We start from the raw sequence: 15,923 nt of genomic DNA on the forward strand, positions 1-15,923 counted from the left end.
CTGACGTGTGCGGTGCTGGGGTGGCAGCACCCCCGTGGAACACGGTTCACCGGGCGCGTTTCGGGTCGAAGGCATCCCGGACGGAATCCCCGAGGAGGTTGAACGCGACGATGAAGAGCACCATCGCGATGCCGGGGAAGAACAAGTACGTGATGTCGTTGCGGTAGTACTCGGCGGCGTTGGCGAACATCCGGCCCCAGTCGGGGGTGGGTTCGACGAGGCCGACACCGAGGAAGGACAGGCCCGCGATCGAGGTGACGAAGCTGGGGAGCATGTAGGTCGTCTGCACCAGGATCGGTGTCATCACGTTCGGCAGCAGCTCACGCCGGATGATCCGGGCCGGGGAGGCACCGCTGACCTTGGCGGCGTCGATGAACTCGCGCTCGCGCAGCGACAGGGTGGTGCCGCGCAGCAGCCGGGCCAGACTCATCCAGCCCAGGAACCACAGCACCAGGATCAGAATGAGACAGCGCATCCAGGTCGCCATCGCGTCCTCGGGGGCCACGAAGATCGCGCCGACCACGGGGACGAAGGCGACGAAGAAGAGCTGGTTGGGAAAGGCCATCAGCAGGTCGATGACGCGGCCGATGAAGTAGTCGATCCGGCCGCCGAAGTATCCGGCGGCCACACCCAGGACGATTGCCGTGAGCACCGAAACGAGAGTGATGGCGACCGAGAGGTAAAGCGTGGTCCGGATCCCGTAGACGAGTTGCATGAACACGTCACGCCCGAGGGTGGGTTCGATTCCGAACCAGAATTCAGAGGAGATGCCTCCGTTCGGCTGCGCCGGATATCCGTTCACCAGCAGACCCGGAGTGATCTGTCCGTACCGCGTGTACGGATCCTTGCCGTACAACGTGGAGATCAGCGGGGCAAGCAGACCGATCAAGAAGAACGCCAGCACGACGCATCCGCTGATCACTCCGGTCCGGTCGCGCTTGAACCTGATCCACATCAATTGGCCGGGGGAACGGCCGACCAGTTCCCCGCCCGTGCGGTCCTTGACTTTCCGCAGCCCTTCGGGCCCGAGTCCGGAGGGATCGGCCTGCGTTACCGCGGTCTGGGACGGACTGGTCATCGCGAAGTTCCCCCGCACCGAGTTCACTTGCAACGGGACGCAGCGCTGATTCGCACCGCTGGTTGAGCGGACTTTGGCAAGTGATTTATGGCCCAGTCAAGAGGACGGTGAACGCTCGCCGGCGTGGTTTCCTCTTCTTGAGCGAAGATTGCGCAGATTGACGCCAGTGCGTGCTTGACAGCGGTACGCGGTGCACGGCATGGGCGACATGTCCCGCTCAACGACCGTAACAGCGGGGTAACTTGACTGTCGTCACGCCGATATACGGACGCGCCATGCTCGACAGCGTACGGCCGTGCGGGTGCCGTCAACCGGCCGGGGTGGCCCTGTGCTCACCCCGGCCGGCTGCCGCCCGGACGCCGTCCGCCGTCTGCTGCCGCGCGGTTGTCCCGGTGCGGTGAGTGGAGTAGACCTGTCCGTGCGGGGGCAGGGGTGGGTCACGTCATGGGGCGGAGAAGGGCTCGCGCGCGGTGTCGGAGGGTTCGGCGCGCTGTTGGGCCTGCTGCTCGCACTGCTGAGCGCCGGTTGGATCGCCCGCGGCCTCGCTGTGGCTCAATACTCCCTGGATGTCTGGTGGTTGTGGGCGGGCGTGCCGACGCGTCCGGAGGGTGCGGTGGCCCGGGCGACCACGCTGCTGGATCCGGTGCTGGGGCTCGGCTGCCTCTTCGCGGTGGTGGCGGTGCAGCGCCGCGCGCCGTCCGCTCCGCGCGCGCTGAGTGCGGTCGCCGTGGCGACGCTGCTGTTCCGGGAGCCGCCACTGTGGAGCCTTGGCGCGGACGGGCTTCCCGGGGCGGGGGGCACGGTGCCGCGGCGCTGGCCGCCGAGCAGCGCGCGGGGCTGATCGGCCACTTCGGTGCTCTGGCACCGAGCACTCAACTCGACGTCGTGACCGCCGCGTTCGGCGTCCCGACAGGCCTCGTGGTGCTGCCGGCGCCGGCCCACCCGGCGGCCGGGGCGGACGTACCGTGCGGGCCCGTGGGCGGGCGGCTGCCGCCGGGGTACGCGCCGCCGCCCCCGCCCTCGAACCTTCCGCCGAACTGGTGGGGAGAGCCGTCCGGCTCAGTTCACCCCTAGGGAGCGCTTGAGGAAGTCGACTTGCAGCAGCAGGAGGTTTTCGGCCACCTGCTCCTGCGGTGTCATGTGCGTGACGCCCGACAGCGGCAGCACCTCGTGCGGCCGGCCCGCCGCGAGCAGTGCGGAGGAGAGCCGCAGGGTGTGCGCCACCACCACGTTGTCGTCCGCCAGCCCGTGCACGATCATCATCGGCCGGTGCGGCTCCGCGGCGCCCACCAGGCCCTCGTCGCCGACGAGGGAGTTCTCGGCGTAGAGCGCCGGGTCCTCGTCCGGGTGCCCCAGGTACCGCTCCGTGTAGTGGGTGTCGTACAGCCGCTGGTCGGTGACCGGGGCGCCCACGACGGCGGCGTGGAAGACGTCGGGACGGCGCAGCGCGGCCAGCCCGGCCAGGTAGCCGCCGAAGGACCAGCCCCGGATCGCGACCCGGTCCAGGTCCAGCGGGAAGCGGTCCGCGAGCCCGTGCAGCGCGTCGACCTGGTCCTGGAGGACCACCGCCGCCAGGTCCCGGTGGATGGCCTTCTCCCAGTCGGGGGAGCGCCCCGGGGTGCCCCGCCCGTCGGCGACGATCACCGCGAAACCCTGATCGGCGAACCACTGCGACGTCAGATGGGCGTTGTGCGCGGCCACCACCCGCTGCCCGTGCGGACCGCCGTACGGGTCCATGAGGACCGGCAGCGGACCGTCCTCCTCCCGGTAGCCGGTCGGCAGCAGCACCGCGCAGGGGATCCGCCGCTCGCCGGACAGGACGAAGCGCGGGCCGGTGGCGAGCACCGGCACCTCGGCGTACGAGCCGACCGCGGCCAGCCAGGTCTCGCCGCCGTCCGCCTCCAGGCGCACCACCTCCGTCTGCGCCCCCGGCCGGTCCGGGCAGGCGTGCGAGAGGACCGTCACGGCGCCGCCGCGCACCGCGGAGGACACCGACGGGTACGGGCGCTCGCCGACCCGCTCCCAGCCCCCTGGTCGCCGCTGCCGCGGTACCAGGCGCGGTAGACGCCGATGTCGTGCAGGTCCTCGCCGCTCGCCGTGAACAGCACGTCGTCCTCGCCGATGTCCAGCACGGCCCGGACGTGCAGCGGCGCCGCCGTCAGCGCCCGGTCGCCGACGAAGAGCCGGCGGGCCCCGCCCTCGTCCGCGACGCGCACCAGGCGCCCGTCCGGCGTCCAGGCGGGCGACCCGGTGGTCAGCTCCACCCACCGGGGGTCCTCGTCGGCGTGCACGGTGCTGGTCGCGCCGGTCTTGAGGTCGACCGTCAGGTAGCGCTGGGCGCGCTGGTCGCGGCTCTGCACGAGGAGGAGGGGCGGGCCCGCGGCCGACCAGTGCACGCGTGTCAGGTACGGGTAGCGCTCGTGGTCCCACGTGACGTCCGTGCGCGATTCGTCCAGGCCGAGCAGGGCCAGGCCCACGGAGGCGTTGGGGGTCCCGGCCGCCGGATAGGCGACCCGGGCCGGTTCGCGGTCCGGGTGCGCCGGGTCGGCGATCCACCAGCGCCGCACGGGCGCGTCGTCGACGCGCGCGGCCAGCACCCGGTCGCTGTCCGGGGACCACCAGAAGCCGCGGTAGCGGCCCATCTCCTCGGCCGCGAGGAACTCCGCGAGCCCCCAGGTGACGTCCGGGCCGTCCGGCTCGGCGAGGGAGCGGTCGCCCGGCGTGCCGTCGCCGTCGCCCGGCGCGGCGTCGGCCGGGACCACCCGCAGCCGGCCCTGGGACACGTACGCGATGTGCCGCCCGTCGGGCGACGGCCGGGGATCCACCACCGGGCCCGGTACGGGCAGTTCACGGGCGGTGCCGGCGCGCAGTTCGGCGGTGAACAGGCGGCCCGAGAGGGTGAAGGCGGCCAGCTCCACCGCGGCGTCCACGGCGTAGCCCACCACACCGGACGAACCCTCGCGCGTACGTTCGCGGCGCGCCCGCTCCTCGGGTGACAGCTCCTCGTCCGCGCCGGCGAGCAGCGCCGCCGGATCGGCGGCGGCGTACTCCCGCCCCTCGTCAAGATCCAGTACCCACAGCAGATTCGCTCGATCGGTACCCGCGCGGGAGCGGAGGAAGGTGACGCGTGAGCCGTCCGGCGCCACCGCGAAGCCGCGCGGCGCGCCCAGCGAGAAGCGCTGGGTACGGGCGTGTTGCCGAGGAAAAGAGAGCTGTCCGGTCATGCGGAGGAGCCTACGGTGCCACACCCCCGGGGCGCCCGCTTCCGCGATGATCGCGTGCGCCCCCGTTCTGCTCCCGTGCACCGACATATGCGCGAGCGTGGAAAGTTATGATCCAGTCCGCGGAGTGGGTAAGGGAGTGGAGCGTGACTTCCCCGTGCCCGCGAGGCCGTCAGCCGTCGGCCCCGCGTCGTCCCAACGCTGTCCGGACCGTGCGTACTTGGAGGTGAGCCGCCGTGGCACTGACGATTTCGGCGGTGGTGCTGCTGGCGATCATCGTCTTCCTGCTCGTCAAGAAGTCCGGGCTGAAGACGGGACATGCGCTGGTGTGCATGCTGCTCGGCTTCTATCTGGCCAGTTCGTCGATCGGCCCGACCATCAAGCAGCTGACGACGAACGTCGCCGGGATGCTCGGCGGGATCAAGTTCTAGGGATCCGCGCGCGCGGTGCCGCGCCCCCGCCGGAGTCCGTGCGCGGGGGCGGTGGGCCCGGCCCCTGACCGGGGGTGGGCCGGGCGGGCCGGATCGGGATGCGGGGTCCCGGCCGCCCGGCTCGTACGCTGTCTCCATGACCGACCTTCCCGCCCGCCGGCTGCTGCTCGTGCACGCGCACCCGGATGACGAATCCATCAACAATGGCGCCACGATGGCCAAGTACGCGGGCGAAGGGGCCCTGGTCACACTCGTGACCTGCACCCGCGGCGAAGAAGGCGAGGTCATCCCGCCGGAGCTGGCCCATCTCGCGCCGGACCGGGACGACGCCCTGGGTCCGTACCGCGTCGAGGAGCTGGCCGCCGCCATGCAGGTGCTCGGGGTCACCGACCACCGCTTCCTGGGCGGCGCCGGCCGCTACCGCGACTCCGGGATGATGGGCGCCCCGCAGAACGACCGGCCGGACGCCTTCTGGCAGGCCGACCTGGACGAGGCCGCCGGCCACCTGGTCGCCGTCGTCCGCGAGGTGCGGCCGCAGGTGCTGGTCACCTACGACGGCAACGGCGGATACGGCCACCCGGACCACATCCAGGCGCACCGCGTCGCCATGCGGGCCGCCGACCTCGCCGCCGACCCGGACTTCCGTCCCGAGCTGGGGGTGCCGCACCGGATCGGCAAGATCTACTGGAACCGTAATCCGCGCCCGGTGGTCGAGGAGGGCTTCGCGCGGCTGCGCGCGGCGGGCCCGTCCTTCCCCGGCGTCGGCGTGGCGGAGGACGTGCCGGGGATCGTGGACGAGAGCGTGGTGACCACCGAGGTCTCCGGCGGCGAGCGCTGCGCGGCCGCGAAGGCGGCGGCGATGCGGGCACACGCCACACAGATCGCCGTCGAAGGCCCCTTCTTCGCGCTCTCCAACGGCCTGGGGCAGCCCCTGTACGGGACCGAGTACTACCAGCTCGTACGGGGCAAATCCGGCGCCGCGGCAGGGGAGCGCGAGGACGATCTCTTCGCGGGCGTGGCGGACGACACGGGGAACGGGGAGCGCACCGAGGACGAGAAGGAGCAGGCGGTATGAGCGGCGCGAAGAAGCGCACCAGGGCCGCGTCCGGCGGCAAGGGGCCGAAGGCGGGCGCGTCGGCGGCCCCCAAGGGTGGCAAGGGCGCGGCGGCCCCCAAGGGTGGCAAGGGCGCGGCGGTCAGGGGCGGTGCCGGTGGTGGCGCGGGTGCTGGTGCCGGGACGGCGGGCGCGGGTGGCGCTGGGGGCGCGAGGGGCGCGAGGGGCGCGGGTGGCGCGAGGGGCGAGGCGGCCGGAAGCGGGCTCGCCGCGCCGCTGAGCCCCGGCCGGGTGGCCGCGTACGTCCTGCTGTTCGTCCTCGGCGCGGTCGTGGCGACCGCGGGCGGGCTCGTCCAGGCGGCGTGGTTCCCCGGCGGGCTGCTCCTCGCGCTGGCGGCGGCCGGCGGCCTCTTCTACGGGGGCCAGGTGGCACTCGGCCGGACGGGTGGCGTGCTGGCGCCGGGCGCGGGCTGGCTGGTGACCGTGATCCTGCTCAGCGACGCCCGCCCCGAGGGAGACTTCCTCTTCGGTGCCGGACCGGGCACGTACGTCTTCCTCGTCGGCGGCATCGTGCTGGCTGTGATCTGCGCCACCGGTTCGCAGATGCGGGCCAACGGTGCGCAAGCGGCCCGACTTGGCAAGTAAGCACCGGTCCCAGTGATCATTTTCAGGACCGCACGGCGGTCCGGGAGCGGGGCGTCGTCCTGCTCCCGGGGTGACCGCCGACAGCGGCCAGTATGGTGGTGCGCGCCGCCGAGCCGCCCAAGCACCGTACTGACGAGCGGCGGAGCCAACCGGGAGAACCTGCTTTGAGTCGTGAATCTGACAGTTCGTCCTCCGGTGCCCAGGGGCGCGGCGGTGCCGCGTACCCGTCGGGGACACCGCCGTACGGAACGCCTCGGTCCGAGGCGGACGACGCAGTGGCGGCCGACGCCGCGGCGAAGCCGGAGGAGCCGAAGACCGAGACCACGCTGACCACGCGGATCAAGATCAATATTCCGGGGTCCCGCCCCATCCCGCCGGTCGTCGTGCGCAAGCCCGTCGGTGAGGAGTCCGGGGCCGGCGGATCCGCCGGTGCCGGGGCGTCCCCGTCCCCGCTGTCCAGCACATCCGGTACGTCCGGAACGCTCGGCCAGGGGCGGCCGCTCGGTCAGGGCGCGCCCGACGCGGGGGCCGCCGGGTCCGAGCGCACGGGCGGCACCCGCAAGCCGGACGCGCCGGGTGCCGACGGCGCCAAGAGCGCTCCGGCCGAGAAGACCAGCGACTGGTTCTCGCCCCGCAAGCCGACGGCGGCCTCCGCCGGCACCCCGGCGCCCGCTCCGGCGCCGGACCCTCAGGCTTCCGCCGCGCCGCAGGACCGCACGGGCGGCTCGCACCGCCCGGACCTGCCGTACTTCTCCGACGCGGCCGCGTCGGACGGCGGCTCGCCGTTCGACACGGCCCCGTCGCCGTTCGACACGCCCGCGAGCCCGTTCGACGGGTCCCTGGGGCAGGGCGGCGCGAGCCCGTTCGACTCGCCGGGCGGTACGGGCGGCGTCGGTGGCGGCGTCGGCCAGGGGGCTGACCACGGCGGCCTGGGCGGTCCGGACGGCCAGAACGGTCTGGGCGGCCCGAACGGTCTGAACGGTCTGAACGGCCCGAGTGAGCCGAGCGGGCTGACCGGCGCGGGCAGCCCGAACGGCCTGACCGGCCTGAGTGGTCCGAACGGCCCGAGTGGTCCGACGACCGGTCCGGCCACCGGTGACTCCGCCTTCGACCTGCCCACCGGTTTCCCCACACCGGGCACTCCGGGCGCACCGGGCACTCCGGGTGTTCCGGGCGCGAACGGCGGTCCCGGCATGACCGACGACACCGCGGTGCTCACCCCGCAGCCCCCGCCCCCGCTGCCGGACCCGGCAGCGGCCTCGGCGTCACGGGCGGCGCCCCGGGTGGCATCGCGGGCGGCGTACCGGCCGGTGCTCAGGGGGCCGGCGGCCGTGGCGGAGCGTCCGGCGGCAAGGGCGGCCGAGGCGGCAAGGGCGGCAACGCCGGTGGCTTCCCCGGCGGCGCGCCCGCCGGCTCCGGCCGTGCCGGCGGCGACCAGCTCTCCAGCGACACCCTGGTCGGCGGCATCCCGACGGTCCCCGCCGACGCCGCTCCGGCGCCCGCGGCGCCCTTCCCGCCCGGACCGGGCGCGGGCCAGGACACCCCGGCCCCGCCGCGCGCCAAGATCCCCGAGCCGATAAACCCGAAGAAGAAGGGCCGCAACAAGGTCGTTCTGCTGGGTGTCGCGGTCGTGGTGCTGGCCGGCGTCGCGTACGGCGCGGGGCTGCTGCTCGACCACGCGGACGTGCCCAACGGCACCACCGCGCTGGGCGTGGACATCGGCGGCGCCACGAAGGAAGAGGCCGTCAAGAAGCTGGACGCGGCCGTCGGCAAGACCCGCAACGAGCCGCTGAAGCTGACCGTGGACGGCAAGGAGCAGACGCTCGTGCCGGCCAAGGCGGGGCTGAACATCGACACCCAGGCCACGGTCCGGGACGCCTCCGGACGCGACTACAACCCGGTCTCCGTCATCAGCTCGCTGTTCGGCGGCACACGGACCGCCAAGCCCGCGATGATCACCGACGACGAGAAGCTGGACGTCGCGCTCAAGGCGGTGGCCGGCCCGGCGGGCGCCGCCAAGGACGGCAGCATCACCTTCGAGAACGGCAAGGCCGTCCCGCACTACGGCACGCCCTACAAGGCCGTCGACGTGAAGGCGTCCAAGAGCAAGATCGAAAAGGCGTACCTGGACCGGGCCGCCACCGGCAAGAACACCCCGGTGGTGCTGGCCGCCGTCGAGCAGCAGCCGAAGGCGGGCAAGGCGGAGGTCGACCGGGCCTTGCGGGAGATGGCCGAACCGGCCGTCTCCGGATGGGTCTACCTGTCGGCGGGCGGCGTCGAGGTGCCGTTCAGCCAGCGCTCCATCGGCGAACTGCTGACCTTCACCGCCGCTCCCGACGGCAAGCTCCAGCCGGTCATAGACCTGGCCAAGCTGGAGGAGAAGTACGGTCACGCTTTCGACAACGTGTCGATCGACGGCGGCGCCGGCAAGGTCAAGATGACCCCGCAGCACGCCGCCGCGGCGATGACGCAGGCCCTCAGGAAGCCCGCCCCGCCCGCACCGCAGAAACGCGTCGCCAAGGTCGAGGGCGCCACGGCGGGCTGACCAGCCGTCAAACCGGACCCGGCTGCGTCGAGCCGGGTCCGGTGCGCCGGGCCGGGTCCGGTGCGTCGGTTCGGGTCCGGTACGTCGCCCCGGTGGCGTTGCGTCGATCCGCCCTCGGTGCGTCGTTCCGGTGCTGGTGCGTCGGGCCGGGCTCGTTACGTCGATACGGTCCCGGTCCGTCGATACGGCCCCGGTACGTCGGGTCGAGCCTGTTGCGTCGCTCCGTCCTCGGTACGTCGAGACGTTGCCGGTGCGTCGTACCGGGGCCGTTACGTCGTACCGGGGCCGTCACGTCGCTACGGCCCCGGCGCGACGAGTCGGAGCTGTCGCGTCGCTACGGCCCCGGCGCGTCGAGTCGGACCAGTTTCGTCGATACGGTCCCGCCACGACGCTCCGTACTCGTCACGACGCTCCGCCCCCGTCGCGACGCTCTGTCTCCGTCACGTCGCTCCACTACCGTCACGTCGATACGGTCCCGGCGCGTCGCTCCCCCCGTACCGTCGTACGGAACCGTCTCGACGTCGCCCCAGGCGCGGGACCGGGATTTCCAGACTTTTCCGGGCTTCATGCGCCGCGGCGCTGCCATGACGTGCCGCGGCGGACGGAACCCGCCCGTGGGTACCCCCATAGGTAAGAACGCGGACCTTACTTTCGTCGGTACTGTGCGGCCGCGCCGCGCCATAGCGTCCCGGGCATGATCTCCGTAACCGACAGCCGGACCCGCACCGCCGGGCCCGCCGCCTCCCGCAGCACCGTCTCGCGCAACACCGCCTCCCGCAGCACCTCCCACCGCTCCCACCGTCCGGCACGCCCGGCCGTCACCCGTGCCACGGCCCTGGCCCTGGCCGTCACGGCCGTCCTCGCCACCGGGTCGGCCGCCGAGGCCGCGACTCCCCAGCACCAGGCCGGTCGTCACCAGGCGACCCAACAGGCGCTGCGGGACGTCGTGGAGAAGGGCGGTCTCCCCGGGGTCGTCGCCGAAGCCCGGGACGGGCGGGGCCGGTGGTCCGGGGCGGCCGGGTACGCGGACACCTCCACGCACCGCGAGCGGACCCGCGCCGACCACTTCCGTGCCGCCAGCATCACCAAGGCCTTCCTCGCCACCGTCCTCCTCCAACTGGCGGAAGAGGGCGCGCTCGACCTGGACGACAGCGTCGAGAAGTGGTTGCCCGGGCTCGTGCGCGGCAACGGCAACGACGGCCGCGCCATCCGGCTGCGCCAGCTGCTGAACCACACCAGCGGCCTCGCCAACTACTCCGAGGACGCCGAGTTCGCCCGCCGCTCCTCCGGCCCCGGGTTCCCCGGACACCGCTACGACACCTACCGCCCCACCGACCTGGTGGCCCTCGCGACGAAGCGGCCGCCGCACAGCGCCCCGGGCGAGGCGGCCCGGTACAGCAACACCAATTATGTCCTCGTCGGCATGATCATCGAGAAGGCGACGGGCCGCTCCTACGCCCACGAGACGGAGCGGCGCATCCTGGCCCCGCTGCGCCTGCGGGAGACCTCTTTCCCCGGCCTGAGCCCCCGGATGCCGCTGCCGCACCCCACCGCCTACTCACGGCTGCGCCAGAAGGAACCCGACGCGCCGGTCGTGGACGCCACCGAGCAGAACATGTCGTGGCTCGGCGCGGCGGGCGACATGATCTCCACCACCGGCGACCTGAACACCTTCTTCCGCGCCCTGACCAAGGGGCAGTTGCTCGGCCCCGCGGCGACCCGCGCGATGTTCACCACCGTGCCGGCGGAGGTCGCGGGCTACCGCTACGGACTCGGCATCGAGTCCGTCACCCTCTCCTGCGGGGTGACCGTGGTGGGCAAGACGGGCCGAGCCAACGGCTCCGTCTCCGGGGTCGTCGGCACCCGGGACGGCGGCCACCAGCTGACGTTCAACATCAACGGCGACTGGATGGGCGACGCCGCCACGTACGTGGGGGTCGTCGAGGCCGAGTTCTGCGGCACACGGAAGCGTTGAACCCGCCGCGCCGACGCCCGTCATGGCCGCTCAGGCGTACATGCCGCCGTCGACCCGCAGGACCGTCCCCGTGACGTAGGAGGAACGGTCGCTGAGCAGCCAGGCCGCGGCCTGGGCGATCTCTTCCGGGGCGGCGGCGCGGCCCAGCGGGGTACGGGCGTTGAGCTGTTCGATGGTGCCGGGGGACTGTTCGTCCCACGTGTGCAGCATCTCGGTGAGCGTGGTGCCGGGGGCGACGGCGTTGACGCGGATGCCTTCGGGGCCGTACGTGACGGCCGCCGACGCGGTGAGGCTGTTGACCGCCCGCTTGGCCGCGCCGTAGACGGGCAGTTGCGGGTTGCCCGCCAGGCTGCCGACGCTGGAGGTGTTGACGATCGCCCCGCGCCCCGCGGTGGCGCGGATGGCGGCGATCTCGGCGGACATCGCCAGCCACGGGCCCTTGAAGTTCACGGCGCTGACGAGGTCGAACTCGGCTTCCGGCAGCTCGTCCAGCGGGCCGGGCGGCTGCCCCGTGGCGCCGTTGTTGAAGGCCACGTCGAGCCGTCCGTACAGCTGCACGGCCCGGTCGACGGCGGCGCGGACGCTCGCCGCGTCGGCCAGGTCGCACACCACGTGCTCCGCGGTCCCGCCGGCCGCCCGTATCTCCTCGGCCACCGCCTTGAGCTGGGCTTCCGTGCGCGCCGCGAGAAGTACTTCGGCTCCCTCCCGGGCGAACAGCCGTGCCGCGGCGGCGCCGATGCCGCGGCCCGCTCCGGTGATGAAGGCGACCTTGCCGGTGAGCAGGCCCGCGGTCGTGGTGGACGGGGTCGGTGTGTTGTTCATGCCGACGAGCCTGTGCCCGGCCGCCCCGCCCATCCAGGCACCGGCTGTACCTGGATGGGCCGTCCGGCGTCCGCGCACACTGGGGGCGTGGACCGACACGTACGACGAGAACTGGGCGACTTCCTGCGCAGCAGGCGCGAGCGCATCACCCCCGCCGACGTGGGGCTGCCCGCCGGAGCGCGCCGCCGCACCCCGGGGTTGCGCCGCGAGGAGGTGGCGCAGCTGGCGTTCATCTCGACCGAGTACTACACGCGGCTGGAGCAGGCGCGCGGCCCGCAGCCCTCCCGCGAGGTGCTGGCCCAGCTGGCCCGCGCGCTGCGCCTGTCGGACGCCGAGCGCGACCACCTGCACCACCTCGCCGGTGCCCCGCCCGGCCCCCTCCGGGGCCGTCCCGTGAGGTACGGCAGAGCATCGTCGACCTGCTGCGGCGGCTGCCGGAGGCCGCGGCGATCGTCATCTCGGCGACGTACGAGGTCATCGCCTGGAACGAGCTGGCCGCCGCGCTGATGGAGGACTTCTCCGCCCTCTCGCGCCGGGACCGCAACCTCCTCCGGCGCGCGTTCCTCGGCCCGCACCCGTACGGCCGGCGGTTGTACGGCGTCTCGGACGCGGACGGCTTCGCCCGGACCGCGGCCCGGCAACTGCGCGCCTCGGCGGCCCGCTACCCCGGTGACCCCGAGGTGACCGGCCTGGTCGAGGAGCTGCTGGCCGGCAGCGAGGAGTTCGCCCGGCTCTGGGCCGCCCACGACGTGGCCGCCCGGCCCACCCTCTGCAAGACCTTCGAGCACCCCCTCGTCGGCCCCGTCAGCGTCAGCTGCGACGTCCTGGACATCGCCGACCGGGACCAGCGCGTCGTCATCTACACCGCCGCCCCCGGCTCGCCGTCGGCTGAGGCCCTGCGGCTGCTGTCGGTGATCGGCACGCAGCGGATGAGCGTGCCCGGCTGACCGCACTCGCGTGAAGAACCCGGCGCGCGAGGATCCGCAGGCGCACCCTAGGGGACACCCCCCATGACATCTGTCACCCCGTACTTGCGACAGGCGACACTGCCGCAGGTCACCGCCCCGCTGTGAAGCTGGGTCCCATGACGAGCACTGCCACCACCACAGACCGGGCCGCGGGGCGCCGGGCGGGTCCGGAGCCCGTGGTCAGCTTCCGTAAAGTCAGCAAGAACTACGGCGCCGTACGGGCGGTGGCCGACCTGGACCTGGAGCTGTACCCGGGCGAGACCGTCGCCCTGCTCGGCCCCAACGGCGCCGGCAAGTCCTCCACCCTCGACCTGCTCCTGGGCCTGCGCAACGCCGACACCGGCACCGTGTCGCTGTTCGGCACGAGCCCGCAGCGCGCCATCGAGCAGGGCAAGGTCGGCGCCATGCTGCAAAGTGGCGGGCTGATGACCGGGGTGAAGGTCCGTGAGCTGGTCAAGCTCGCCGCCGACCTGCACCCGGGCGGGTACCCGGTCGAGCAGATCATGGACGCCGCCGGGATCACCGAGATCGCCGACCGGATGGTCGACAAGCTCTCCGGCGGCCAGGAGCAGCGGGTGCGCTTCGCGCTCGCCACGGCCGGCGCCAACGACCTGATCGTGCTGGACGAGCCGACCACCGGCATGGACGTCTCCTCCCGGCAGACGTTCTGGGGCACCATGCGGACGCAGGCCCGGCAGGGCCGTACGGTGCTGTTCGCCACCCACTACCTCGAAGAGGCGGACGAGATCGCGGACCGGGTGATCGTGCTGCACCGCGGCCGGGTGCTGGCCGACGGCACCGCCGCCGAGATCAAGGCACGGGCCGGTGCCCGCCGGATCGTCTTCGACCTGGACGGGCCGGTCGATCACGACGTACTGCGCCGGCTGCCGCACCTGACCTCCCTGGAGGTCTCCGGGCGCACCGTGCGCATCCAGTCCGGGGACGCCGACGCGACGGTGCACGCCGCGTACGGCCTCGGCCTGTACCCGCACAACCTGGAAGTGGCCGGACTCGGCCTGGAGCAGGCGTTCATCGCCATCACCGACGCAGCGACCGCCGAGGAGGCGGCACGATGACCACCCTGATCAAGCTGGAGATCGTCCGCGCCCTGCGGAACAAGAAGTTCATGTTCTTCTCGGTGATCTACCCGCCGGTGCTCTACCTGATCATCGCGGGCGGCGCCGACAGCAAGCCGATACCGGGCATGCAGCTGAACATGCCCCTGTACTTCATGGTCGCCATGGCGGCGTTCGGCGCGATGACCGCCGTACTGATCGGCAACAGCGAGATGATCGCCAAGGAGCGCGAGAAGGGCTGGGTACGGCAGCTGCGGCTGACCGCGCTGCCCGGACGTGGCTACGTCGCCGCGAAGATGGGCTCCGCCGCGACGGTCAGCCTGCCGTCGATCGTGCTGGTCATGCTGGTCGCCGCGACGGTCAAGGGCGTCCGGCTGGAGGCCTGGCAGTGGATCGCCATCCTCGTCGCCACCTGGCTCGGCAGCTTCGTCTTCGCCGCGCTCGGCGTCGCCATCGGCTACCTGGCCAGCGGTGACGCGGTCCGCCCGATCGCGATGATGATCTACTTCGTGCTGGCGTTCCTCGGCGGTCTGTGGATGCCGCTGACGATCCTGCCGCAGTGGGTGCAGAACATCGCCGAGTGGCTGCCGACCCACGCGTACGCCGCGCTCGGCACGGCCATCGAGGGCGGCCACGCCCCGGACGCCAAGGACCTGGCGATCCTCGCCGGCTACCTGCTCGTCTTCGCGGGCGGCGCGGGCTGGCTCTACCGGAAGGACACGCGTACGGCATGAGAGAAGCGGAGACCGAGTGCAACCCGGTGCTGATCGGATCGGCACCCCGCACCCGTCGGCAGGCGCTGGTCAAGAGCGCCTGGGTCGTCATCTGGTTCCTGTACCTGGCGGGGCCGATCGGGGACCTCGCCGACGGCGGGATGTCCCCGGCGCACGAGCTGCTGGGCTGCGCCGGTCTCCTGACGTTCGTCGCCGTCTACTTCGTCGTGCTCTTCCGGCACATGGCCCACCGGCCCGTGAAGAACCCGGTGGTCCGGGCCGCCGTGGCCGTCCTCGCGGCGCTCGCCGTCCTGCTGTCCTCGGTCCTCGGGCCGAACTGGCTGGTGCTCTTCACCTTCGTGTGTGTCGCGGTGGCCGTCACCCAGCCCTTCGGCGTCTCGCGGTGGGCCATCCCCGCGCTGACCGCCGTCCTGGTGCTGATCGGGATGCGCTACGAGGACGTCCGGGTCTACCTCTTCGCGTACGCCCTGCCCTGCCTGCTCAGCGGGTTCGCGATGGTCGGCGTGCAGTATCTGATCCGTACGACGCAGGAGCTGCGCGCGGCGCGGGAGGAGGTCGCGCGGCTCGCCGCCAACGAGGAGCGGCTGCGGCTCGCCCGGGACCTGCACGACCTCCTCGGCCACTCGCTCTCGCTGATCACGCTCAAGAGCGAACTGGCCGGGCGGATGCTGCCCGCCGAGCCGGACCGCGCGGCCCAGCAGGTCGCCGACATCGAACGGGTCAGCCGCCAGGCGCTGGTGGACGTCCGCGAGGCCGTCACCGGCTACCGGCGCCCCCGCCTCGTCGTCGAACTGGCCGGGGCACGTGCCGCGCTGCGCACCGCGGGGATCAGGGCGGACATCGACCCGGCCGTGGAACAGGAGCACCGGGGTCTCGCGGAGGACGGGGAGGGCACCCTGGCCTGGGCGCTGCGGGAAGCCGTCACCAACGTCGTACGGCACAGTGGCGCGGGCCGCTGCGAGGTGCTGCTCACCGAAGAGTGGGAGGCCGACGAGCGGCGGTACCTGTGCCTGTCCGTGATCGACGACGGCACCGGGCCGCCGCGCGGCGGGGGCCAGGACGGGAACGGCCTGAGCGGACTGCGGGAACGGCTGGCGCTGACCGACGGCCGCCTGGAGACGGGCGCGGCGCCACGCGGCCGCGGCTTCGCGCTCCGCGCGTACGTGCCGCTCGGCGGCCCGCCGGTGTCCGGTACCGTCGCCCGGCCCACGGAGCAGAGCCCGTCGGGGGCGTGAGGCGCGTCGGGGGGCGTGAGGCGTAGGAACGTGCGCTCCGGTTGGCTCCGGCGCGCGGGCGTACGCTCCCGCTCCGCCCGTTGGAGTGGCCCGGCGCGGGAACCGGCGCACCGGCGCTCCGGGTTGTGCAGGCTGGCGCC

At 72.9% G+C, this 15,923-nt stretch carries 12 protein-coding genes and 2 pseudogenes; 11 read left to right on the plus strand and 3 right to left on the minus strand.

Annotated elements, in window-relative coordinates; translation table 11 throughout:
- Positions 1 to 46: 46 nt before the first annotated feature.
- Positions 47 to 1,078: an ABC transporter permease gene (locus tag ACEXOX_RS30955; RefSeq protein ID WP_406524351.1), complete on the minus strand. Its 1,032-nt coding sequence runs from the start codon at positions 1,076 to 1,078 to the stop codon at positions 47 to 49.
- A 493-nt stretch (positions 1,079 to 1,571) separates the two neighbouring features.
- Between ACEXOX_RS30955 and ACEXOX_RS30960 the strand changes: the two genes are divergently transcribed.
- The gene (locus ACEXOX_RS30960) at positions 1,572 to 1,919 is read left to right on the plus strand and encodes a hypothetical protein (protein ID WP_406524352.1); all 348 of its coding nucleotides are present in this window, start codon (positions 1,572 to 1,574) and stop codon (positions 1,917 to 1,919) included.
- Between the two features lie 218 nt (positions 1,920 to 2,137).
- On the opposite strand, the pseudogene ACEXOX_RS30965 reads toward ACEXOX_RS30960, so the two are convergent.
- A pseudogene (locus tag ACEXOX_RS30965) lies at positions 2,138 to 4,302 on the minus strand (prolyl oligopeptidase family serine peptidase).
- Between the two features lie 233 nt (positions 4,303 to 4,535).
- Here ACEXOX_RS30965 and ACEXOX_RS30970 point away from each other — a divergent pair.
- From ACEXOX_RS30970 to ACEXOX_RS30995, 6 genes are all read left to right on the plus strand, one after another.
- Entirely contained in the window at positions 4,536 to 4,730 is a 195-nt protein-coding gene (locus ACEXOX_RS30970; protein WP_030020272.1) for a hypothetical protein, read from the plus strand.
- Positions 4,731 to 4,866: 136 nt separating this feature from the next.
- The gene (mshB, locus tag ACEXOX_RS30975; RefSeq protein ID WP_406524353.1) at positions 4,867 to 5,805 is read left to right on the plus strand and encodes an N-acetyl-1-D-myo-inositol-2-amino-2-deoxy-alpha-D-glucopyranoside deacetylase; all 939 of its coding nucleotides are present in this window, start codon (positions 4,867 to 4,869) and stop codon (positions 5,803 to 5,805) included.
- Entirely contained in the window at positions 5,802 to 6,428 is a 627-nt protein-coding gene (locus ACEXOX_RS30980) for a DUF6113 family protein (protein ID WP_406524354.1), read from the plus strand. The genes mshB and ACEXOX_RS30980 overlap by 4 nt, the downstream gene beginning before the upstream one ends.
- Positions 6,429 to 6,592: 164 nt before the next feature.
- The gene (locus ACEXOX_RS30985) at positions 6,593 to 8,008 is read left to right on the plus strand and encodes a hypothetical protein (protein ID WP_406524355.1); all 1,416 of its coding nucleotides are present in this window, start codon (positions 6,593 to 6,595) and stop codon (positions 8,006 to 8,008) included.
- A gap of 50 nt (positions 8,009 to 8,058) precedes the next feature.
- Positions 8,059 to 8,973 (plus strand): hypothetical protein, encoded by a 915-nt coding sequence (locus tag ACEXOX_RS30990; protein WP_406524356.1) that lies wholly within the window; start codon positions 8,059 to 8,061, stop codon positions 8,971 to 8,973.
- Positions 8,974 to 9,667: 694 nt separating this feature from the next.
- Positions 9,668 to 10,948: a serine hydrolase domain-containing protein gene (locus ACEXOX_RS30995; protein ID WP_406524357.1), complete on the plus strand. Its 1,281-nt coding sequence runs from the start codon at positions 9,668 to 9,670 to the stop codon at positions 10,946 to 10,948.
- A 30-nt stretch (positions 10,949 to 10,978) separates the two neighbouring features.
- Here ACEXOX_RS30995 and ACEXOX_RS31000 read toward each other — a convergent pair whose 3' ends face one another.
- On the minus strand, positions 10,979 to 11,770 hold the full coding sequence (locus ACEXOX_RS31000) for an SDR family NAD(P)-dependent oxidoreductase (RefSeq protein ID WP_406524358.1): 792 nt from the start codon (positions 11,768 to 11,770) through the stop codon (positions 10,979 to 10,981).
- A gap of 54 nt (positions 11,771 to 11,824) precedes the next feature.
- Here ACEXOX_RS31000 and ACEXOX_RS31005 point away from each other — a divergent pair.
- The 4 genes and pseudogenes from ACEXOX_RS31005 (at position 11,825) to ACEXOX_RS31020 (ending at position 15,783) form a co-directional block, all read left to right on the plus strand.
- Positions 11,825 to 12,717 (plus strand): annotated as a pseudogene (locus ACEXOX_RS31005) (helix-turn-helix transcriptional regulator).
- 137 nt (positions 12,718 to 12,854) lie between these two features.
- Complete coding sequence (locus ACEXOX_RS31010; RefSeq protein WP_406524359.1) at positions 12,855 to 13,814, plus strand: ABC transporter ATP-binding protein; 960 nt, start codon at positions 12,855 to 12,857, stop codon at positions 13,812 to 13,814.
- Positions 13,811 to 14,548, plus strand: a complete 738-nt coding sequence (locus tag ACEXOX_RS31015) for an ABC transporter permease (RefSeq protein WP_406524360.1) — start codon at positions 13,811 to 13,813, stop codon at positions 14,546 to 14,548. The genes ACEXOX_RS31010 and ACEXOX_RS31015 overlap by 4 nt, the downstream gene beginning before the upstream one ends.
- Positions 14,545 to 15,783, plus strand: coding sequence for a sensor histidine kinase (locus tag ACEXOX_RS31020; protein WP_406524361.1), 1,239 nt, complete (start codon positions 14,545 to 14,547; stop codon positions 15,781 to 15,783). The genes ACEXOX_RS31015 and ACEXOX_RS31020 overlap by 4 nt, the downstream gene beginning before the upstream one ends.
- The last annotated feature ends 140 nt before the right edge of the window (positions 15,784 to 15,923 follow it).

This window comes from Streptomyces sp. Ac-502, from assembly GCF_045222935.1.
GTDB lineage: Bacteria > Actinomycetota > Actinomycetes > Streptomycetales > Streptomycetaceae > Streptomyces > Streptomyces monomycini.

Bases quoted from the DNA above. Each gene is read 5' to 3' on its own strand.
- ACEXOX_RS30955 (WP_406524351.1), bottom strand. From the start codon at position 1,078: ATGACCAGTCCGTCCCAGACCGCGGTAACGCAGGCCGATCCCTCCGGA.
- mshB (WP_406524353.1), top strand. From the start codon at position 4,867: ATGACCGACCTTCCCGCCCGCCGGCTGCTGCTCGTGCACGCGCACCCG.
- ACEXOX_RS30980 (WP_406524354.1), top strand. From the start codon at position 5,802: ATGAGCGGCGCGAAGAAGCGCACCAGGGCCGCGTCCGGCGGCAAGGGG.
- ACEXOX_RS30995 (WP_406524357.1), top strand. From the start codon at position 9,668: ATGATCTCCGTAACCGACAGCCGGACCCGCACCGCCGGGCCCGCCGCC.
- ACEXOX_RS31000 (WP_406524358.1), bottom strand. From the start codon at position 11,770: ATGAACAACACACCGACCCCGTCCACCACGACCGCGGGCCTGCTCACC.
- ACEXOX_RS31010 (WP_406524359.1), top strand. From the start codon at position 12,855: ATGACGAGCACTGCCACCACCACAGACCGGGCCGCGGGGCGCCGGGCG.
- ACEXOX_RS31015 (WP_406524360.1), top strand. From the start codon at position 13,811: ATGACCACCCTGATCAAGCTGGAGATCGTCCGCGCCCTGCGGAACAAG.
- ACEXOX_RS31020 (WP_406524361.1), top strand. From the start codon at position 14,545: ATGAGAGAAGCGGAGACCGAGTGCAACCCGGTGCTGATCGGATCGGCA.